At 55.7% G+C, this 23,880-nt stretch carries 9 protein-coding genes; all 9 read right to left on the reverse strand.

Features of this window, described 5'->3' with window-relative positions; genetic code table 11:
- Positions 1-22: 22 nt before the first annotated feature.
- Positions 23-6,646 (reverse strand): hypothetical protein, encoded by a 6,624-nt coding sequence (locus QTO30_RS13605; protein ID WP_340424638.1) that lies wholly within the window; start codon positions 6,644-6,646, stop codon positions 23-25.
- Positions 6,576-6,905: a hypothetical protein gene (locus tag QTO30_RS13610; protein WP_340424640.1), complete on the reverse strand. Its 330-nt coding sequence runs from the start codon at positions 6,903-6,905 to the stop codon at positions 6,576-6,578. The genes QTO30_RS13605 and QTO30_RS13610 overlap by 71 nt, the downstream gene beginning before the upstream one ends.
- On the reverse strand, positions 6,902-7,906 hold the full coding sequence (locus QTO30_RS13615; protein ID WP_340425939.1) for a hypothetical protein: 1,005 nt from the start codon (positions 7,904-7,906) through the stop codon (positions 6,902-6,904). Before QTO30_RS13615 ends, QTO30_RS13610 begins: the two co-directional genes overlap by 4 nt.
- Complete coding sequence (locus QTO30_RS13620; RefSeq protein ID WP_340424641.1) at positions 7,807-8,718, reverse strand: hypothetical protein; 912 nt, start codon at positions 8,716-8,718, stop codon at positions 7,807-7,809. The genes QTO30_RS13615 and QTO30_RS13620 overlap by 100 nt, the downstream gene beginning before the upstream one ends.
- A complete protein-coding gene (locus QTO30_RS13625; RefSeq protein WP_340424642.1) occupies positions 8,699-13,066 on the reverse strand; it encodes a beta strand repeat-containing protein in 4,368 nt (1,455 codons plus the stop codon). Before QTO30_RS13625 ends, QTO30_RS13620 begins: the two co-directional genes overlap by 20 nt.
- 47 nt (positions 13,067-13,113) lie before the next feature.
- Positions 13,114-13,275 carry a hypothetical protein gene (locus QTO30_RS13630; protein ID WP_340424643.1) on the reverse strand — a complete coding sequence of 54 codons (162 nt, stop codon included), beginning with the start codon at positions 13,273-13,275 and terminating at the stop codon, positions 13,114-13,116.
- Positions 13,259-21,985 (reverse strand): beta strand repeat-containing protein, encoded by an 8,727-nt coding sequence (locus tag QTO30_RS13635; RefSeq protein ID WP_340424644.1) that lies wholly within the window; start codon positions 21,983-21,985, stop codon positions 13,259-13,261. Before QTO30_RS13635 ends, QTO30_RS13630 begins: the two co-directional genes overlap by 17 nt.
- 184 nt (positions 21,986-22,169) lie before the next feature.
- The gene (locus tag QTO30_RS13640; protein WP_340424645.1) at positions 22,170-22,709 is read right to left on the reverse strand and encodes a hypothetical protein; all 540 of its coding nucleotides are present in this window, start codon (positions 22,707-22,709) and stop codon (positions 22,170-22,172) included.
- Entirely contained in the window at positions 22,706-23,680 is a 975-nt protein-coding gene (locus QTO30_RS13645) for a methyltransferase (protein WP_340424646.1), read from the reverse strand. Before QTO30_RS13645 ends, QTO30_RS13640 begins: the two co-directional genes overlap by 4 nt.
- Positions 23,681-23,880: the final 200 nt, after the last annotated feature.

A 23,880-nucleotide genomic window follows, 5' to 3' on the forward strand; every position in this document is an offset into this window, starting at 1 on the left:
CCAAGCCCGTCATAGATGTTGCTTAGGCCAGCGCCTTTACATCAACATCGCTGCTCGCCGAGTACAGCGTACCGACAAGGAAATCACCGTCGCGCTCGGCCAGGACAACTTCGCCTTGGGTCCGTGCTGTTACGATGCTGCCTTCAGACAGGTTCATGTAAATGCGGTTTTCGGCCAGCGTGTCTGTTGCAAGCCGTCCGATAGAACCATCGCCACCTTCCAGCACGATCGAGTCAGCGATGATGTTAGTGGCAGTTGATCCAATGTTGTTCAGAATACCGTTGCCAGATTTCAGGCGGAGTTGTCCGTCGCTGCCATCTGCGGCGTCTGCCACGGTGATTGTGCCCAGCAGGATCTGGTTTTCAGTACCGACAAAGGTTTCGCCAACCGAAGCGATATTCAGGTTCTCGCTGGACTCAATGTCAAAGTCCTCACGCTGAAGCACCTGCACACCGACCAGTTCAACAAACTCGTCCACAGTCAGTGTCACACCGGTTTCCGCATTCAGCGAGACAGCGTTGCCATCCTTATCGGTCAACGTCATAGATGTCGCAGTCACTGCAGAAATGCGGAACAGCGACAGGTTGTCATTGGCGTTGGTGGTCGCGACCTGTGCTGCGGTCTCGGCAGGCGTGTAGGCCCGTGTCGTGGACAACAGGATCAAATCACCTTCGCGGAAGCCTTGGATGTCATCAAACGCGCCCTGTGCGGCACCCAGAAAGTCATAGTCGCCGCCTGTCCATGTGATAGTGTTGCCGCTGACATCAGCGATAACAGGCACAGATGCACCCGATGGATCGTTCACGATTGCCGATACATTCACCTGCGCCGGAACCGGTGTCGTCAAGGCGACGGTCAGGACGGACTTGGCAAATGTTGTGCCTGTGTCCTCAAAGAACATGGTTCTGCCGTCACCAGAGAAGCCGCTGATGACATAGTAACGCTCGTCTTCGGTCGCATTCGGGGTGTTGCCCTGAATTTGAACGGTTTGACCAACCCGGAACTCTGGGCCAGTGCCATCAGTCCAGCTGCCGCTACTGCGGATCATCGCGTTATCAGCCTGGCTGAACGTCACGTTTACCGTGTCGATTTCTGAGACAAGGAAGAACAGGTCGCTGCGCTCTGCCGCGGCGATGATCAGTTGCTCTTCTTCGGTCAGGGTGCGGCCATCGCTGACAAGAATGGTCACGTCGCCCTCAGTCCGGCCAACTTTACCTTCGATGTCAATTGCAACGCGCGCGCCGATGATGTTGGGGTCTTCAATATTGACCGTCGTATCGGTTACCGGCTTGAGCAGGCCAGAGCCAATCGCATTCAGCAATTCGTCCTGCGTCCAGACTTTGATGCTGTCACGGATCGCCTGCTTTTCGTCGGCTGAGGTCAGATCAAGCGCGGGATCAAGGTTCTCGCTGGTCTCTGTGCCATAGCGTGCATTTTGCTCAAGGAACTGTGCAGTGCGGGCCTGTTGCAGTGTTATGATCTGACTATCGGCGGCGGCTTCAGCGTCGGCCTGGTTCGCACCACCAGCAACTAGCTGAGCGACAATGGAGGCCTTCAGGCCATCGGTGTTGTCGTCCTCTGAAATCTTGACAAGGCGATCACCAGCGATCACCGCTGCAAGCTCGGTGTCGTTGTGCAGGTTCCGCCAATCCCAATACGTGCGGTAGTCCTCGACGCGGGCGCTGTTCAGACGCTCAATCGCTTCAAGGATTTTGAGCTCCGCCGGGCTTTCGGTCGAACCCGCAGCGGTCACATCGCCAAGCAGTTCCATGTCACCCCAGACGCCGCCAAGCAGCGCTTCGCGCGACCGGGTGTCGGCCTCTTGGATTTGGTTGGCATCAATCAGGTCATTGTCGCCCGTCATGGTCACGGTCACGTCGCCCGAGCTAGAGGCGATTTGGAAGACACGCAGATCGTTTGTGTTCTGGAACAGGTTGATATCGTCCGTCGCAAGGGCGGTCAGAACATCGTTTGTACGTGTGCCTGTATCGATCGTGATCGCGGTGGCACCACCGATTGCACCGTCAGCGTCAAGACGGATGGACCCACCCTGAACATAGCTGCCGCCAGCGGCGTTCAGGATAGAACCGCCGTTCGCACCAATCGCGCCTTCGTCACGATCGCCTGTCAGAATTTCTACAAGGCCGTCACCAAAGGACCGGATACTGCCAATAGACAGATCACCCGTCTTTTGCTGCAACAATATATCGCTGTTGGATGTGACATTCAGCGTGCCGCCAGCGGTCTGGCTGAGTTGCAACGCGTTCAGCGCACGGCTGTCACCGGCCGTATAGGGTTGTGCATCCGTTGGGCGGATAACGCCATAGTCACGCACACCAACACCGGCCAGACCCGTGATGTTGATGGTCGTACCGCCAACTGTCGGCGCAAGACCCTGTGCCGCAACCTTTTCTGTGGTGATCGTGCCCTGTGACGACAGCGTGGTCGTACCATTTTCGTTGGTGATCTTACCTGCAATGATCAGGTTCGCCTGACCGGCATTGACGTTCAACGAGCTGTTGTTGAAGCCCGTAAATTCAATGTCGATTGTCTTGTCGGCGGCAATCGTATGGTTGTGCTTGGTAAAGCTTGTTTCGATCGTTGTGAACTGCACGAACGTCGACTTCTTGCCGTACCAGGACGTAGTCGTCTTATAGGCGGTCCGCTCTGGTGTGCCGAGCGTGGCCTGACGATCACTGTCATATGTGTAATCGGCATTGGTCGAATTGTCGAAGTAGAAGTAGTTCGAGTTTGGAACCAGGCTGGTGCTCAGGATTGTTGTATCGACAACCGGAATGTTGGTGACATCAGCAAGCAAGAAGTCCAATCCCCACAAGGAGTTATAGGTTTTCTCTTGAATGATTTCTGTGCGCGCACCTTGCCCGACAACCCAGCCATAACGGAAACCGTCTGCTGTGCTATAGCCACGCTTTGCCACGATCTCACCACCGACAGACCCACTGGCGTTTCCGCCGGAGTGGGTCGCATTGGCGTTAACGGTCCCTAGAGCACCCATCGCTCTTGACGCATCCCAAGTAACCGGATCAATCAGCCCGTCTGTCGTTGTGACATTACCGTTCGCGTCGCTCTTGTACTCGGTATAGTACATCGCCAAATCCGAGTCGTCGTCGCGGACACCGCGGGTCTTGTCCTTCAGGATGATTGTGCCTTCGCCCTTCAGCGAGACATCCATCGACTCAATCACAAGGTCGAGGCCTTCGATGGCAAGACCTTCCAGATTCATCTGGTTGTCGATTGTGATATGCGGGTATCCCGCATGGCTAACAATCTTGCCTTGGCTGGTGGCAACAATCCGGCCTTCAATGTCGACCAAACCACCCTTGGGGTTCATGCCAACAATAGTCAGACGGTTCAGACCGCTATCGTACCGGCCAAAGAAATCATCGTTGCCCAGATCAATGGTGCGCACACCATTGGTATTTAGCAACTGATTGCGCACATAATCCGTCAGTGTCAGCGAGAATTCCGACTGACCCGCCTGGATCAGGCCGTTCACGTTGACGAAACCACCACGCAGAATGATCGTGTTCGCTTGGAGGCCCTGACGCACAAGCTCACCGGTTGTGTCGTCGATGTAGGTCGCCGAGCTGCCGGTTTGTGGGCCACCGAGTTCGTTGATTAGATTCTGGCGACGGATTAGATCAGCAGTGATTTGCTCAACAGTTGAACCTTGTGGTGTTTTCGCATTTTCCGTACCTGCAGTCAGCGGTGTGTCACCGATAATCCCACTGTTGATGTATTTGCCATAAGGATCACCGTTGGTGTGAATGTCACCTTTGACACCGATCTGAATCGTACCACCGACAATAACCGTTTGGTTTGCCACGTTGACGTCAGCCTCAATCAGAACGCTGACCTCGTTCGGCCCGCGTGGGCCAAAGATTGACAGGTTCGCGGTTGGTGCAAAGACTTCGCCCTTGAATGTCACAACCTGATCGCCGGTCGGCAGGGTGCCTGCCTGGAACGGCACTTCGCGCACATTTTTGTCAATCTGAATGGTGATCTCGGGGGCGGCACCTGGTCCGCTCCCGACAGTTTCAGGGCTGAACTGCAAGCTGTTTGGCGACAGCGTGGAAACAAAGCCCAGGAACTGCAGGTCATCAATCACGTCAAGCGGGCGGTTGTCTTTGGCAACCGAAACTTGGTTTTCAGCAAGAATTGCCGCACGGATATCGGCAACATCATCAAAGCTGGTTACTGTGATGCCGTTGAAATCAACGCCACCGTTGCGCTGTGGAATGTAGATTTCGCCAAACTCAATCGACGCAGTGCTATCGCTTGTGATTTCGACCTTCACGTCTTGTGGCGCATCAAATGTACCGGTGCCTGTCAGCTGATCGGTCAGAATTCTGATGCGACCGGCAGCTGCGACGATATCGTCAATCACGATAACGCGGTTTGTCCGCTCAATCGTGCCGAAGTTGTCAGCAGCATCGCGGAAGCCTTCGCCGCTGGCGATCATCTGGGCTTCGATCCGTGCGATTGTATCGACATAGGATTTGGTAAAGTTGTTACTCAAGTCCGGCACGCCGGGGCTGGTGAAGACACCATAGGTTGCCAGATTGTTATAGGCATTTGTCAGCGCAATCTGACCCGAGGATGGGATAACAGAGGTCTTTTCGCTGGTCTTGATGATCAGGCGATCAGGGTTGAACTGGTCATTCACGTCACCAACAAAGTCAGGGTCAAGCGTGCCGTTATATGTATAGCCCAGAAGATTATCATTCGCATCGCGCACTTCACCAATAGAGAGCTCCAGATCACGACGCGCGCCGGTCTTGATCAAACCATTGTTGATAATCTGGGAACGGGCATCAGATAGGCCCTCACCCGGGCCGGTCGAATTATCTGTGCCGCCGGTCAGGCTGTTAATGCCGTCAGCAACGGCAGAGGCCCAGTTGGTGCCCTTTGCCATGCCGATAACCGAAGCAAGACCAAGCTCGTCTGCATTCAAGTCAATGTTGAGGAAACTCTCAACCAGCGCATTCGCTTCAACCACAATGACGTTGCGGGCCAGATAGATGGCTTGGGTGCGCAAGTCGTCGATTGGAATGACCGAACCGGCAAAGTTGTCGACCCGGGCTTCTAAATTGCTGTCTTCAATGGTCAGATTACGATCTGTGCCTGTGGACATGAACATATCGCGATGGCTCAGCACCTCGGCATTCGACTTGATGCGGATCGTGTTCTCTGGCTGGATATCAATGATTGCGCTGCCAAGAGCTACTGTCGCGGCACCATAGGTTTCCGAGTAAGATTGCAGGTAGACATCGAATTTACCTGAAGCTTCAAATTCCAACTCGCCACGGGCTTCGATGTCAGCGCGGTTACCGACGATGATGTCCGCTTTGATCGGTACCGAAACGCCGCTCTCGCGTTCGTTGAAGGTCACATAGGCACCCGCACCAGACAAGGCGCCAGCGGTTTCCAAACGGACTTTGTCTGCATATGCGATTTCGTTGAACGCCTTGGCCAACAGATCACCCTGCGGATCGGTCGTGTCAATATCGCTGTCGTTGCCAAAGGTGATGGTCGTGTGCATTTCGGCGCGCGTATCACTCTTGGCGCTGGCACCGGACGCAATACCACCTGTTTTACCGTCGATGTCATTGTCGCCCGCTGTGCGAACCAGTTTGTTGGTTGCCTGAAGATCCATTTCCCCTGCGGACGCCTTGGCAAATGTACCAAATTCAACGTCAACGGTAGAGGTGATCGTGTTGGTCGCAACTGCACCGGCACCCGCGATGGCACCGTAGGATTCCGTCACCACCTCAGTATCAACATTGCTGAGCTGTGCTGCCGTCATCCGCAACAGGCCGCTTACATCAAGTTCAGCGCGGTTTGCTGTGCTGGTGCCGTCTGCAAGACCCGCTTTGACAACAGCGGTTGTTGATGTCTCTGGGCTTGCCGCTGCCGCACCAACAAGGCCAAAGGCACCCGTTTCTGTTTTCGCGTCGTTATCGGTTGTGCCGTTCGCCGTTACAGTCATTGCACCAGCAGTGATATCGGCCCCAACACCAATGATAGACGTCACCGATGTATTGCTTTCCGCACGCGATGCCGCAGCACCCACGCCGACCAAACCAACACTCGCCGCCTTTGAATTGGCCAGCTGTTTGACGTTGGAATACGCGTCCATCACGAATGTGCCCGCAGTGATATCTGCGCCATTTCCGACGGTTGCAGCAACATCGTCGGTGTTCGACACCAAAACAGAGGTCGAGTTTATACCTATCAGTAGCCCGCCGCCCGATGCTTTCGCGGTAGCGTCAGCCATGCGTGATCCAGCAGGGTTTCCGTCTGATCCAGCAGTGGCATCCAGTGTGCCAACGTTGATGCTGCCCAGGCTGTTGCCGATCTCCATGCCAACTTGGGCACCGGTGCGGATATTGGCTTCGCTGACGCCAACCGCTGCGGTGGAAGCTACGGTAATGCCTTCGACGTTGGCCTTGGCTGCGATCAATGACAGCGCATCGACCTCAAGGGTACCTGCATCAAGATCGACACCGCCGACATTGGCTTGAACGCTTTTGGCTGAACCTGTCTGACGGGTGTTAATAGTCGCAAACGAACCGCTGGCAGCAAGACCGATCAGGCTTGGCTGCAACGCTGAGGACTTCGACATTGGCGTCCAGATCAGATTGGTTGGTCGCAGCAACATCGATCTTATTGCTGACGTTCACCTTATCCGCGTTCCCACCACCTCTGATTTCAGCAGTGACAGTGCTGGTTGCCGTGATGTCGGCCAATGCACCACCGCCTGACAATGCACCACCCAAACCGATCGAGGCCGACAGCGCAGCCGCACGGGCCTGAACGCTGACAGTGGTGTCATCTGTCGCCGTGACGTTCAGATTGGTGGCCTCAACGTCTGACCCATTCACAGAAGCTTCGATCGTGTTGTCGACCGCGTTGTCGGCAGTCGATACCGCAACTGCGCCTGCAAAGGCGACGACGCCGCGGCAAGGGCCACAGAAGCGGAGTCAACTTTTGCATCAATGGTGGCCATGTCTGTGGCTACAACGGATACAGTTCCACCGGCATCAAGCGTGGAGTCGTCAACCTCGGCCATGACAGCATAGTCGATGGTGTTATCGGCGAATGCACCGGCACCAGCGCCGGATACGCCCACGAAGCCACCTGCCAATGCAACCGAGAAACTGCCAACAAAGGCGTCAATGTCAGACGTCATTTGGGCGCTGACCGTGATATCATCACTGGCGCTCAGGCTTGCATCATCAATCTTGGCAAAGACGCCGCTTGGCTCACCGGCAGCGGCATTGTTGGCACCAATTTCGTTCTTGGCGTAGGACGTACCAACCGCAACGCCGACACCGGCTGTTCCGCCAATACCCAGCGATACAGACGCAGAGATAATCGCCGCTTCAATCGTCGCGTCGCCCGTTGCCGTAACAGAGATGCTCTGCGGGATTGGCGTGCCTGCGACCAGTTCGGGAACACGGGCCTCAACCACGGTAGGCTCTGTGCCAGCAGAGGTATCGTCAGGCAACCAAACGCTCAGCAGGCCGTCGTTATCAACTGTTGGTTCCTCGAATGTGACGACAGTGTATGTGTCTTCGACGAATTCCTGAGGGTTGGTGTCTGGAACCGGCAGCTGACGGGTCAGCACTTCGGTCTTGTATTTGTATTCCTTCAGGTCCTGTGCATCTGCATCAGGGTTCGCCAGCCATACCAGATCATCGGCAGCAGTTGGGCCTGTGACCTGCACAAGGGCCAGTTCAAAACCTGACCCTCCGGCAACAGGCCGATAAATCGGCGCGCCGGTCACAGCATCACGCGCGATGGTATAGGCATTTGCAAAGGCTGGCAGCAGAACACCGCTATCGTCAAAAATCTGGCTTCCTGCGCCAGCGGTCGCTTGCACGTCGTTGCCAGAAGGGACCAGTGCTGTGGCAGAGGCCGCATTGATCGTCGCGCCGATGACTTCGGCAGATACTTTGTTGGTGATCCGGTTGAATGCCAGCGCACCTGCGCCTGAAACAGCCACACCTGCAGTGATACCGCTTCTACCAACGCAATCGCCGCAGCAGCAGAGATCACGCGGATCGTCGCATCGTCTTTGGCATCAATCAGCACATTGCCAGATGTCGCGACCAAGCTGCCGGTACTTGCCGCAGCGACCTCGGTGACAGAGGCCTTGATTGTCGTATCAATCGCATTCTCGGCGACAGCCCCGGCAAGCGATACCGCAACGCCGATGTTGCCCAGCGCAAGCGAAAGCGAAACTGCCGCAGCAATCGCTTCGATCCGCGATGTGTCCATCGCCTGGACAGTGACTGTCCCACCTTGGACAAGTTGGTTACCGATGGCGATATTCGCCTCGGTTGCACCACCGATGATGTTTTCAGCATAAACGCCCGACCCGGAAACCGAGACACCGACAGCACCCACGCTGACCGCACCCGCACCGGCAAAAACAAGTGCATTGATCGCCTTGTCGGACGTCGCCTTGACAATCAGATCATCAGAGGCGGTGACAGTGCTGTTGCTGATGTAGGCGGTTGTAACCCCCGTGCCGGGCAGTGTCGCTCCGGTTGAACCGGACTTGCCAATATAGTTCTGCGCGACAGAGACGCCGATGGCGATACCAACGCCTGTTGATCCGGCGGCAAGTGCCAGCGATGTGGACAGGACGGCCGCATTGATGACAGACTGGCTATCGGCCAGGACTTTCACATTGTTCGGCATTCGCCGTCACGGTCGCACTGTCGATATGGGCGTCCACGTTGGTCAGAACGACGTTCTGGCCAAAGGCACCCGCACCGGCAATCGCAATACCCGCCGAACCGAAACCGGCGGCAAGAGATACAGCGCCAGACAATGCATTGATGGTGACACGTTGTGCAGAGAAGTTCGCACCATCACGTGTGATGTTCCAGGCGGTGCCGGATTCGTCTACGACAACCCAATACTGCCCTTCCGAGACAACGCTGATCCGTAGCGCACCCTCAACAGTGTAGTTCGCTTCAAGCGCTGTCTTGAGCGTGGCCAGCACTGCATTGTCGGCGCTGACGTCAGATGCAACTGCGCGCTCGACATCCTTGGTGACCATGGTCACCACACCATTGACTACCTCTTCGATGGTTGCCTGGACTGTTTCAAGTTCCGTCCCGGCAGCATCATCAAGCTGCGCAGCGGTCAAGCCACCCATGCTAAGTGGGCTTTCGGCGTTTTGGGTCGCTGAACCTGCCCGGACAAGTACACTATTGTCGCCCACAGCAGAGGTTGCGACGACAGTTGCACTATTGTCGATCTTTGCTGTTACCGCATTTTCAACGGTGTTGTAGGCAACAGAGACACCCAACGCGACAGCCACACCAGTGGACCCACCCGCAACGGACAAGGCACCGGCAACGCTTGCTGCGTTGATGGTGCTTTCATCATCTGCTTGGACAGTCACCGTACCGGCCGATACACCCGTGCTGAGCTTGCCACTGATAAAGGCCAGTGGGCTGCTTGCGATCCGGTTCAGGACAGAAGCACCAGAGGCCGAAACCCCAACACCTGTGCCGCCAAAGGCCATCGCCGCCGCAACAGCGAGTGAGGCTGCGTTGATCTTTTGATTGCTTTGCGCATCAATCAACAGGTCGCCGCCCGCGTTGATGTCACTGTTCATCGCGCCTGCCGTGACCAGAACGGCATCCTTGGCAAGATTGACCTCAACCCACTGTTCGGGGTTGTTGTAGTCAACCGCAATCAGCGGAATGTTGTCGCCCGGGGCTGTGATCTCCCAGTCACCGTTGGTATCAACATTCGGTTCAAGGCGGGCGTCGCCAATGTACTGGAACGTGCGGCCTTCGTTGATGCCGCTGTTGATCCGCACAGTCGTGCCATTTGTGATGTCACCTGCGTTCACCGTTTGGCTGCTGTTGTAGTCTGCAACCAATGCCCCGTAACCATAGCCAATCTGGTTGCTGACAAAGGCGGCACCGATGGCCACGCCAACACCCGTGCCGCCCGCAGCAATCGCAGCGGACACAGCACCGTTCAGGGCATCAATACGCCCATCTGCGCTTGCAAGAATGCTGACATCGCCCGCTGTGGCGGTGACAAGTGAATTCTCAACCGTTGCGGACACGCCAGCGCCGATGCGGTTAAAGGCCAGCGCACCTGCAAGTGCGACACCGATACCAGCCGCACCGCCCGCAATGGCCAGCGCACCAGCGGCGGCAACCGCATTGATCCGGGCCATGTCGTTTGCCTCGACCAGCACATCGCCGGTGCGGGCCTGAACGCCACCGTCGTTTGAATCCACAATCTGGGCCGTCGTCAGGCCGTAGATCTGGTTTTCAGCAACTGTCGCACCCATTGAAACCGCAACAGCAGCCTTACCAAAGGCGGCAGAGACCGACACCGTCGCGGCGATAACGTTGATGTCGGATTTGTTCTGCGCCTTCACGGTGACATTCTCACCATCGACAGCAGCGGGACTGGCAAGGCCAACATCGCCGATGATCTTGGCGGATGTTTCGGTATCAATCACGTTGCGCACATAGACGCCAGAACCTGAAATCGCGACACCAATTTTGCCGCCCGCAATAGCCACAGAGCCCGCGACGTTCAGCGCATTGATCTTCTGTTCGGACAATGCATCGACACTCACATCACCAGAGGCCGAGACGTCACTGTTTTTGATGTAGGCTGAGGTACCAATCGGATCGCCAGCACCACGGGCCTCGCGCCCAATCAGGTTTTGCGAAATCGCGGCACCGATGGACACGCCAACGCCGGTTTTACCCAGACCGACAGACATCGCAGCCGCAACTGTGATCGCGTTGATCGCGCTCTTGTTAGTGGCGTCGATGTCTACGTTGCCACCCGTTGCAGTGACCGTCGCGGCATCAAGATATGCGGTGGTGTTCGACTGAACGACGTTTTCGCTATAGGCACCGGCACCGGCGATTGCGACACCGGTTTTCCCTCCGCCAAGTGCAAAGGCAGCCGCGCCCGAGACAGCGTTAATCGTACCAATCTCGACGTCAAATGTATTGCCGGTACCAGTCGCAAGGGAAATCTTGCGCCCCAGACCATCAATCAAGGTCCAGCCATTACCGTCTTCGGATTCCGTAAAGACCAGATCGCTGAGGTTGCTGACCGTGCTGCCAACTGTATCACCAGCAATTTCCGCATCAATCAGCCCGACCAAAGCCGTCAACACATTGCCGTCACCAGCAGCATCGCCGTTGATATCATTGCCGTCAGCGTCAACTTCTTCCTGCGCCAGGTCATCAAGGTTCGCGGCGGTCACAGTGCTATTGCCAGTGATCGAGAAGCTTTCAGGCGGGGCCGTCACAGCTTCCACCTTGACGCCGTCTGCACCTGTAGCGGTGACATCCGCACCTACAATGCGCGCTGCTACTTCGTTTGCGACGTCATTAAAGGCGAGCGCAATCCCGATTGAGAGCGACACAGCCGACTTCCCGGAAACAGCCGCGCTAACAGCTGCTGCACCAACCAGAGAGTTGATGGTGCTGGCATCACGGGCCAGAACTTCGGCGGCGCCAACTGTGATGTCAGTGTTTGTCCCAGTCACCTCAGCAACAGCGCCACCGGCAATCCGGTTACGGGCCGCAGCACCGCCACCCGCGACAGCCGTTGCATTCGCGGTCGAACCAGCCAGCGCAACAGCGGCCGCAGCAGCGGTCGCGTTAATTGTTTGCGCAGCAAGCGCTGTCACTGAGAGTTTTGCAGGTGTCGTATCTGTGGTCTGAACATTGTCGACAGAGGCAAGGGCCGTTGCGTTGGCGGCCTTTTGCAGGCCAACACGTTCCCACAAGTTCGTGTCAGAATAGTCCTCAAGGGCAAGATCAACACCGTTTGCCAGTACACCACCGTTTTCGTCCTGGACCTGGCGTGGGGCGGTCCCGATGTATTTGTATGTATGTCCGGAAACCGGGCTACCCTCTGTGCCTTGCACATAGGTTCCGGTATTCACTGTTGTGACCCGTTGGGTCGTGTTCAGAACCGTTTCGCCGGTCAGATCAGGCGTGCTCTGATCATAGCCGATCATGTTGTCGACGTAGGAGGCACCGATACCAACGGCAGTCGTGCCGCTGCCGCCAATATTGATCATACCCGAAACGCTGGCCGCGAGAACAGTCGCGTTGATCGCGCTGATGCTCTTTGCATCGACCAGAATTGTGCCTTTGGCATCCAACGTGCTGTCAGCAGCCTTGGCTGCTGCTTGCCCGCGGATCGAGTTGAACGCAACCGCGCCACCGCCGGAGAAGCTGACATCGCCACCGCTGCCACCACCGGCCGTCAAACCAACAGCTACTGCTGCCGACAGACCTTTGGCGTCGATCTGTGCGTTGCGGATGGCCGCAACAGTCAGATCTGTTTCCGCCTCAACATCAGAGCGCAGGATCGCCGCATCTGCGTTCGAAGTGATTTCGTTACGGGCAAAGCTCGCCGCGACCGAAACGGATTTCGCGCCGCCCGCGCCAACCGAAGCAGAAACGGTTGCGGCTGTTACAGCGGCTTCGACTGCTGCTACATCGTCAGATGTGACTTTGACCAAACCATCCTGAGCAATGACGCTTGGGGCATCCACGATCTCGGCTGTAGTATCGGATGCAACCCGGTTCATGGCGATGACCATGCCAACGGCCACAGCGTTGGACTTATCGGCAATCGATACGCCTGTCGCAACCGCTGCGTTTACAATCTCGGATTTGATCGTTGTGTTATTATCGGCATCGACAATGACATCCTCGGCCACATCAACGGTGGACCGGGCCACACGGGCCGTTGCACTGCTTGGGTTTGGTGTCGCAACTGTCGTGCCAACGAATGTGTCAGCAAGATTGAACAGAATATTCTGACCGTCGATCCCGACAGAGTTGAACGCAACCGATGCGCCAATCGCAACGGTGTTACCACCACCACCTTCAGCGATGGTGCTGGTATCAAGCGATGCATTGATGCCAGCCGTATTGTCGGACTGTACGATCAGATCGCCATCTTCTGGCGAAATTGTGCGGATCGTGCTTGGTGTCACAACCGCGCCTTCATCGTCCAGCACTTCCTCGCGGCCAGAAACGACGATATCGGCGTTGGGGTTTACAGCGCTTAAGCAAGATCGCCAACCGTCACATCTGCGTCGCTGACTTCAGCAACTGAGAACGAGGTCACGGTGTTCGTGGCAACATTTGCGTTGACCGCAATAACCTTACTGCCAGCTGCAAAGAAAGAGCCGCCATCAGCCTTTACAGAGCTAGGCGTTCTTGGCATCCATGGTTGCGTTTTCGATCGCAGACACAAGGACAAAACCGTCTGTGACATCAACATCAGCCGCGGCAAGGCGGGCCACAACACCGGATTGCAGATCGTTGACCGAGAACAGCAAGCCAACTGCCGTCGCATCAGAGCTCGTGACGTTCAGGTTAATTCCGGCAGGGATCAGGCTTTCGATGTCGTCAACAACGACTTCTTTCCACTGGCTGCCAATGATATTGGCCAGCTCTGCACCGTCGGTGACAAGGCTCCAAGCGGCGTCTGCCTCGAAGTCAATTGTTGAAAGATTAACGCCGTCAGGCACGGGATCGCCATTGTCCAGCACTTCAAGTGCATCGGTCGCGATGTATTTGTAGAAACTCTCCAGCCCTGTCGCCGCGTCAATAACGCTGACATAGTCACCGGTTTCAACTGTCGTGACACGATTGGCATCATCCAGAACTTTGACGCTCCCGTCGATCGCTCCAAAGTCGATTGCGCCAAGATCAACGGCCGAGGCTGTGTTGCTGCCGGTATAGGTATAGCGCTTGCCCGCTTGCGAGCTGTTGGACCCTGCAAGAACCTGCTGTCCGGTTTTCAACAACTGCAAACCGGATAATGTTGTAAAGGAGTAGTCCCCCAGCAGGCTTTCGATAAAGCCGGTCAGGATACTTGTACCACCGTCATTGACGACAGTCGTTGTGGTTTCCATCTTGTTGTCGGCATCAACGATGGAGTCGTCGCTTGCCGTCACGATAACAGCACGACCGGCGTCAAGTGTGTTCTGCGACGCAAGAGCAACGGTTACTTCTGTCCAGCCGGTGCCGCCTTCAAAGTTGTCGATAGCCCCGAAATCAAGGTCATCAATATCCGCACCGGTGCGTTCGTAGACCGTTCCGTCGGCGGCAATCACCTGATCCCCGGTCTTGATGTCGACCTTCGCACCGTCCTCGGCATAGTACTGGCCGCCGTTCACTTCTGCACGAGCACCTGACAGCATCTTATTTAGTGACATCACAACGCTAACGGCTGTGCCGCTCGCTTCAATGAACGCGCTGGCCGCGCTTGTGGTCTGATTGTTGACCAAGGCGGTCAAAGTCGCCTCGTTCACGGCGTTCACGATGATTGCGTCTGCGGCTGTTGCGGTGACACCCGTCATGAACGCATAAGCTTCGACCGCATTGCGCGTATCAAGACCAGCAAGATCATTGGCGAGGTTAGGGTCTCCTGCCAGTGCATCGAAAGAGCTGAACAGCAAGTTGGTTGGGTCGTAACCCATTGAGTTGAAGGCCAGAAGAACGTTGTAGCCTTCATCGCCCGTCGCCACGACGGCCGAAGTGTTAGCGTTCATCTCAACGGTATTGAGCGCTTCTACGGTCACACTGCCTGTGGTATCAGCCGCATCGACGCGCGCCGTCAAGGTCGCATCCTGCGCAGAAGCGACCGCATTGCCAGTCAAAAGGTTGGTTGCGACTACACCGCTGATCGCACGGCTTGTGCCAGTGCCTGCCACAGTACCACCAGATGAAGAGGTCGCAGCATCAGTTGTCGCGTTCATCTGACTGTCGAGTGTTGCACGTACAGTGATGTCGTCATCCGCGCGCAGCGTCGCGTCTTTGACTGTTGCCGTCGTTTCACCAACCAACTGGTTGTAAACGAACATCGCACCTGTCGCGACGCTATCGCTGTCTTCGCCGTTTGGTCCGGCATTGGGCATGTTCAGGCCCTGCGGGATCAACTGCGACCCAACGGTTTCTTTCCAGTAGTCAGTGTCGGAAAAATCTGTTGCGGCAAGGTCAATCAAACCATCAATCGGCAGACCGTTGATACCTTCGGTGACTTCTGTCCAGCCAGCAGGTGCGCTTGGGCCTGAGAAATCAATACCTGAAATATCAAAACCATCCAGCAAAGGCAGGCCGCCATTCAGCGTCTGAAGCGTTGGGCCGTCATAAACGAAGAACTTGACCGTTCCGGCACCAGCATCGGCCACGCGCACATAGTCACCGGTTTCAATTGTGGTCGCGCGGCCTTCGCTGTCATAGACACTGGCACCCTGAAGCGGATCGCTCGGGCCCATGTACTGCATGATCTTGCCGCCTGCGGCAAAGTCAGGATCAGCGGGGGTTCCGCTGAATGTATACCCATCAACCACACGCACCAGATCGCCAAAACGCAGCGCTGTTTTTTGTTCCGGTTCACTGTTCATGGACCAGTCAACGGCGGTCACATCATTCAGTGTTTCCTGCAAGACGGCCGCGCCGCCATCGTTCACCGTCGCACTATCCGCAACCAGCTTCACATTCGAGAAGTGACGCTGCTTGTCCAAAGCGGTGACGCTGATATCGCCTCCGGCATCAATGGTATCGGCAACCCCGGCTTGTGCATTGTCGATCAAGGCATGTGCCTCGCCCAGCACCTTGTTTGACGCAATGATCAAACCAAACGCACTGCCGCCCGCACCAGTCAGCGCGCCTGCAGCAGAGTTGGTCGTATTCGACACAGTCGCATTCAGCAGTTCAGCAGATTGTGCATCGACAACAACATCTCCGGTCGCATCCACATCACTCGCTGTGATCCGCGCTTCGGCGGACGTCGGGTTTGACGGGTCTACCAGACGGTGGAAGGTCGGGTCGGCTGTGACCGCTTCAATCGTGTTAAATAGTACGTTCGACGCGTTATAACCCAAAGAGTTAAATGCCAGCGTGACCGTCACGCCTTCATCCCCGGTGTTTGATGTCGCGTTCAGCGTCGCATCCATCACCGTCTGCTGCATGGCCTTCACATCGACGTCGCCACCATTGGCGGTGATGTCCGAATTCGCAATTTCCGCCACGGCAGAGTTTCGGGCCACGTTCGTCGAGATCACGCCCTGGCGGGCAATGGAATCGCCCGTACCCCAAGCAGAGCCACCCGAGCTTTCGACTGAAGAAATAAGGTTAGCCAACAGCGATGCATTTGCATCTGCCGTCACATCAACACCCGTGCCGGCGACAACTGTCATGCTGTCGACCGTCGCAGAGACACCGCCCTGCACGTCGTTCAGAATGATGATGCCGCCCAGCGCTTTACTGTTGGAATCGGCCAGATTCCCCACATCGGGGAACAACACATCAGACAGATCGGTATTGTCGGAAATCTCTTGCCAGTAATCAGTATCCAGCAGGTTTTGCGCACCGACCGTGGTGCCATCGGCAACCAATGCGCCCAGATCAACGCTGATTGAAACCTCAGGCGACAGTGTAAAGTCAGCCAGTTCATTGCCGCCTGCGATGGTTGCAATGCCGTTCCCGATAAACTTGTAGTATTTGCCAATCTCGCTGGCTGGCCCGCCAGCATCGCCAATGCGCACGACATCTTCTTTGAACAGATCCTGCGTGCCCGACGACGTGGTATAACTATAGTCATCCTTTGTCAGATCAGCGGCCAGCTTTTTGAAACCATCGATGTTGTTCTTCACTTCAGCAAGCACGGACAGTGACGTATCGACGCGCAGGTTTGCGGTGTCAGCGGCATAGACATTCAGCGTGCCATCCGTGGCTGTCGCTGTGAAAGTCGCCGTGGTCAGGACCTCTGTCCAATCTGCATCTGTCGCAAAGGTGATTGCATCCAGATCAATGGAAATAGCCGGGTTGATGACCGCAAAGCTACCGGCGTTGTTACGAATAAGCGCCTCAAGATCAATGCCACCGGCATCGGACACTGCTGTTCCTGTGTATTGCACAATATCGCCTGCACGAAACAGTGGCGCATCAAGGAAAGTTGCGCCATCAGCGCGAATATCGGCAGACAGTTTGATCGTGGCCTGATCAGCAAATGCAACCGGTGTTGCGATGCTCAGCTCATCGTAGTCGGACACACGAACCTGATCTGTCCCGGTATATTCAAAGAACCTGTCACCATCGCGCACGATATCGCCGTTCAGCAACTCAGAAACAGTCTGGCTCGACTTGAATTTGGCGATATCACCCTTGATCCAGGCCTTGGTTTCGCTCAGCACCTTGTTCGATGCCAGAATGCCCCCCGCTGCAGCACCACTGGAACCGTACTTGAGCTTGCCTTTAAACTCTTCGCCCTTTTTCTCAGCGGCAGCTTTGTCCGCATCAAGCTTGTCTTGCGCGATGAAGCGGTCGACCAACACAAGGTCATTCTTGGCCTTGACGGATTGGTCATTGCCGACGCGGGCGTTCAGCAGGTTAACCAGATAGACGTTCAAAACAACGTCGGTGCCAGCTTCATTCAGCTCGGCAAGGACCTGCCAAATTGTGCCGCTGTCGTCGATCACATACCACTGGCTACCAACAGCCAAGGTTTCAACTGTCAGAGCGGCCTCGGAATCTGCTTCTAGCGCGCCCATTGCGATCAGCTGTGCTTTCAGCGCGGCGGCGAAACTCGCGTCCTGCTCAGCGTCCGTGCTGTCACCGGCAACGTTGCCCAGATCATCCAGCATCTGTGCTGTGACTGAGCTATCGGTTGCACCCTGCAGGTCGCGGCTTTCGGCAGTGACATTGATATCGGCACCGGCCAGCAGGTTAGACGCGTTCACATACGCCTCTGCACCATAGGTCTGGCTCTCCGTCACCAATGGGGTCAGGTAATCGGCACCCAACAATGCTTCAGCCGCTTGGAAAAACACGTTGTGATTGTCATAGCCGACAGTGTTAAAGGCAAAGATCAGGCCAAGGGCATCACCCTTGGCACTGGTTGTCATTGTAACAGTGGCATCCGCAACGATCAGGTTGAGCGCTTTGACATTGATGTCACTGTTTGCACCATTTGCGGTCAGGTCGGAATCTTCAACAAAGGCTTGTGCTTGCGACAAAACAGAGTTCGTCGCCAAAACACCGGCTTTGGCTTCTTTTGCAGACACTTGGCTGGATTCAAGTGCGGTCAGCTTTGAGCGTTCAGTGGCCGTAACCTCAATGGAGCCTTCGGCAAGAACAGTCGCGTTCATGATATAGGCTTTGGCCCCGCCTTCGACTTCGTTGCGGGTAATCATGGCAAAGCTGGATTTGGAATCGCCGCCCTTTAGACCGGCAAGCTTCGAAATGATCTTGGCAACGCTTGACGGTACGATGGTCGTGGCGGTCATCGCCTTCCACAGGTTCACATTGGTATAAGGTGCGGTGGCCAGATCGGTCGAGGTTGGGCCTTCGCCCATATATTTATAGACAACACCGTCAACGTAAACGGTATCACCGAACGACATATCCCGCGTGCCGGATTGGTTCGTATAGGTGTATGCGTCCAACAGTTTCTGCGCGATATCGTTGATCGTGCCTGACAGCAAATCATTGCTGGTAGACTGAGACGCAACCGAAGCACTTGTTGCAGACAGCGTTGCGTTGTCATCAGCCGTAACAGTGACACCGCCGGTGGTGGTCGTGATCGGCGTTCCCGACGCTGCGTTGCGAATATAGGCCTCTGCCCCGCCTGCCAGTGCGTTTGACACCAAAGTGCCGGACATGACTTCACCACCAGCACCGGTGGCCGCAGCCGCCGCAGAATCCGCCTTGGAATCGCGCAATGACGTCAAAGTGGACGCATTTGTAGCGGTAACTTCGACAGACCCGACCGTAACGTCATCGCTATCAATGCCGGCAGTTGTCGTTGCGATGCTTTTGGGACCAAGCTCCAGACCGATCAGCGCATCAAGCGACTGTTCCAGAATGTTACCCGGGTCATAGCCCAAAGTGTTGAATGCAATCAGAAGAAGACCCGCCTGATTGCCCGATGTAACCAAGGCGTTCAGCGTTGCATCCAGTTCAATCGTGCTGGTCGCCAGCACCGATAGCTTGCCGTCAATTTCCGTGCCATCGACGTTAGTGACTGTCGCGGTAGCGTCGCCCTGGACCGTGTTGATAACCAACGCACCACCAGCGGCAAGGCTGGTGCCATTGCCGTCAATGCTGCTGCCGCCCGAAGACGAAATTCCCAAGTCACCCGTTGCATTTACCTTTGTTGCTTCGGTCGCAGAAATGGTCGTGTCACCACCGATATCCATGGTGAGGTCTGCAACAACTGCGGCGGCTTCTGTCGTCACTTCGTTGCGGACCAACATACCACCAAAGGCCATGCTGTCAGACTTTGAGAAATTCAGACCAGTCGGCGCAATATCCGTTTCGGGCGTGGCCTGCCAAAGCGACTTGTCAGTAAAGTCTGTCGCGGCAAGATCAACGCCTGTCGCGCTGTCACCCATAAACTTATAGGTTGTATTCGCAGCGCCCTTGCTGTCACCATCTTCGGTAAAATCAGGCAGCGCCATGACACGGTCGCCAAAGGTCAGATCGACGGTGCCGGTCTGTTCAACAAGGGTCAAACCCTGAATGCCGTCAGTATATACTGTCGTGCCATCCGTCCGGTAATCCGCATTTGCAAAATTCGCGATCAGCGTATCGGTCAAGCTGACGCCAAAATTGGACGACGTGGTGCTGGAAGACACAATCAGGGTCTCAGCAAAAATTTCAGCTTTGTCTGTCGCAAGAACGTCCAGCTTGCTGGCAGAGATGTCACCGGTTGCGCCCGAAATATCAACACGCGCGCGCGTCGCGATCTTGTTGGTCGCAAGCGCAAAGGCCACTGCGGCACCAGAGTTGTTGCGGAAAGCGGAATCTGCTGTGCTTTCGGCCGCATTAGACATAAAGGCGTTTGCCTTCAACTGGTTGTCCGCAGTCAGCGCTGCTGCACCAGTTGCATTCACCGCTGTGCCATTCATCGTGACAACAGCGCCATAGCCGGTCAGCGTCGTGCCCATGTCGATACCGATCAGCGCATCAACACCCAACAAAAGATAATTCGAAACGCTAAAGCCCAACACGTTCATCGCCACAGAGATGCCAACGGCACCACCACTGTCACCGCTGAGCGACTGACCTGCTTGCGCATGTGCATTAAAGATCGCGTCGTTATCTGCGCCCACCGTTACCGCGCTGCCGTCCAATTGGCCGCCGGTCGTTGTGACGCTGACTTCACCGTTCATCTCGTTAACTGCCATCGTGCCGCCGAACACAAATGACTGTGCTGTGCCAGAGTTATCGAAGGGCACCTGCGCGGTGCCAAGTGCCTGCATCTTTTCAGCCAGAACGATTGACCAGACAGCGCTCGTCGCATTTACTCCTACCGCGCCATCCGCATCCAACGTAGCATCGCTCAACACAACAGTCGTGTCGCGATCCAACAGGTTCAGCGCCGCGGCATAATCCAGATCGATGGTCGTGAAGATGCCCGGATCCATCGTTGCAGATGTGGATATGGCATAGAAGCGCGCAGTATCCGTTGCATCAATATCAATGCCAGACGCCCCCGCATTCACTGTCGCATTCGAAAGTGAAACGCTGGTCTTGGTATTGTTCTTGGACTCGTTGACCGCAACCTTGCCTTCCGTGACAGTTTGGGTCAGCGCACTCGCCTGCATAGAGATACCGAGCGTATTGCTGGAAAGATGTGTACCCAGAATTTCCGTCACATCAGTGCTCAGGTCGGTCGTCGACACACCAACAAAGTCGGACTTCACGATATTCTTGATATCGCCACCACTGGCGGCAGATACCTCAGCAACGCCACCGGCGTTCAGGGTCGCCAGGTTGCCGCTGGTTCCGTTCAGTTCAACGCTGGTGTCACGGCTGACATCAAGGGTCGAAAGCAGCAGATCAAACCCGTTGGTGAAATCAACATTGGTCGCGCCGCCAAAGAAATTGGCCGCGGACTGGAGTTCGACATCCACGTTGGTTTCAGTCTCGGCAGACAGCCGCAAAGACGGATCACCCGCATTGCCGTCAACCAACCCTGACGCGGCAGTGATCGTAGATCCCGCCCCAACAGAAACAGTTGTGGTCGTTTCAACATCAGTCAACGCCACGGCCAATCGCACGTAATCGCCCGATACATCCACATCCACTTGGGTATCAGCGGTCAACGACACTGCGTCGCCTGTGATCTCAACGCCATCACCAACAGCAACAGTCGCGGTTGCACTCAGATCGAAACCGCTGAACGAGGCCACATAGGACGTCTGGCTGGCCGTTGCGACAGCATCAGCAGAAACCGAAACAACGCCATCCGAAACAATGGATCCGTCGATTGTTACACTTGCAACCGCATCATCGGCAGGGGCCAGAAATGTGCCCGATGCGCTGTCAGCTGCCGCCAGCGTGACATTGCCAACCTCAGCACCGGTCGCCCCAAGCGACACGCCACTGTTGATTGTGATCTGTTCGGCAGAAAGGTTCAGGTCCCCAACGAACCCTTCCGCAAAGCTGGTAATCGTGATCGAGTCATTGCCGCCCTCGGTATTCACAACAAACTCAAAATCATCGTTTGTCGCGTCCTGGCGGGTATCCATGATGATCGTAACGTCATCGTCACCGCCGCCGGTGTTGATAACGAAACGATTGTCCACACCAATCTCAGTAATGTCCTCGGGGCCGCCCGCCCAGCTGACGGATACCTTCTGGATGTAAGTCCCGGATGCTGGCGCAGTCTCTTCTTCGAAGAAGCGAACGGTCAGCGCGTCACTACTGCTCGGGTTCGCAATACTGACGGCACTGATGTTCAGTGGATCCGCGCTGAGCAGAACCCGCTGTTCCATAGGGTCCAGCATCAGGCGCCATGCGGCTTCCTTAATCTTATCAAATCGTGCGCGGTCGTTGCGACGCAAGCGTGCACGGTTCCGGCGATTGAGAGGAATTTTCGGTAGAACGCCTGCGGCTTGACGATCAAACGGCATTGACATGAGTCAATCCTTCCAGTGACTCGGAACTCCCATATCCCGAGCATATTAACCAAAACAACGCAGGCAAACTTGGGGACAGCCTGCTACAACGGAAGCATGGAGCCGTAATTGCTCCAAACAACCTGATGTCACCCTCGCGGTATTGCACCGTTTTTTCAAGCAATTTGGGCAATTTTAAGGATGATTAAGCCTTCTTTAATGACAAAATGACTCTTGACAAAACATCATTTGCGCCAGCCTCCGCTCCGATGCACAGATCAGCCTTTGGCTTGACCCGTTCGCGCTGAACCGCAAGTGCGCGACGCGTAAACGCTTCATATGCGTGTAGCCATCCCGACATAAACGCCGCAAAACCCTTATTTTCAACGTTTAGTGCAGCGAGTGATGCGATCTTGCGCGCCAAGGCAACATCGTTGGGGCATTCCAACCAGATCGACGTCGTGATCAAACCCCCGGTCTGTGGGCAGGCCCGCCCAAAGGGCGTTTCAAGAAACACCAACCCAGTTTTCGCCATCAACGCTTCATGCAATCCAGGAGCGATTGCATTCTCAAGCGGCGCCCCCGCGTCCAGCCAAGCGATGACCTTGTCCGGGGGCCAGGACGTGATGACTTCATAGTCGTCATATTCCACGACAACGCCCCCCATCGCCCCAGCCAAAGCTTGCACCAACGTAGACTTGCCAGCCCCCGGCGGACCTGACACTGAAACGACAGTTCTGGTCATGGGCAAGTCCCGGTCGTGGCATGGAACATCATGTCCAATTGAACGGATTTCCGTGTCACTGCGAACCCATTGCGCTTCATGATGTCCTCATAGAATAGCGGATCGCGGTAAAACCGCGAAAATACCATATTTGCTAGTGTATTTGCATCTTTAGCCCCTGCATCTTCTGGGCCATATGCACCTCTTTCGCAGACAATGACACGCCCGCCCGGCGACAAGATACCCATCGCGCGCGCCAGCATATTCTCAGCGTCATCGGCAGGCCAATCGTGTAGTACAGATTTGAAAAGCACGACATCAATCAAACCATCGAAAGGTGCCAATGCGTCTGGTTTTCTCGCATCACCGGCACAAAACTCCAGCCCTGGCACAACACGCCTTTCGCGTCCCAACGCACAGACCGCGGGCAGATCCAGCACGCGCGACGTTACACCCTTATAGGTTGAAATAAGGGCTTCTGACATGAGCCCGGTATTGCCTCCGATTTCAAGGATACGGTCCCCCTCACGGAGATTAATCAGCGGCACCAGATGAGGTGATTCGCTCCGGGATAGTGCCTCCACATAATCCACCCAAGGACGGGTCGCGTTCAGATGTTCTGATGTTGTACCTTCGGCCATATCATAGCGAAACAAGCGGAACGTCGCTGATCTCTCCATAAACGCTGGAAGATCAAAAACCATCTCATCCAACCCCATCGCAACGTCTGCCGCAGCCCGCCGAATAAAGGATGCGCGGGCCATGATCGCAGCGCTATCTGCACGCCATGCAGCCGCAAATTCTGCTGTGAAAGCAAGGCCATGCGCTTCTCTCACAGTGACGCCTGCACCAATCAAAAGGTGCTCCAGCAAGGCGGGACGGGCGGGACATTTCTGACCATCAGCAAGATCAGAAAGCAAACCACATCGCGCTGCAACATCGACCGCTGCAGCACCTTGCAAAGTCTCCAACCAAGGAAAGTCAGTTGTCATGCTGGCACCGAAATCTAACGCGCCCAAAGCCGTGCAATCTGGGCATATCTTCTTCAACCGGCGCAGCGGCACGGCATGAGGATTGCGCGAACAATCAGCCGCCACGGGCACTACTATGCAAAAGCAAAACGGTAAAAGTAGCAATGTTGTTGTCGAAGCTCTCTGAAACGCCCAGAATTCGTTAATAAATCCATAAAGCA

The sequence above is a fragment of the Yoonia sp. GPGPB17 genome (assembly GCF_037892195.1).
GTDB lineage: Bacteria > Pseudomonadota > Alphaproteobacteria > Rhodobacterales > Rhodobacteraceae > Yoonia.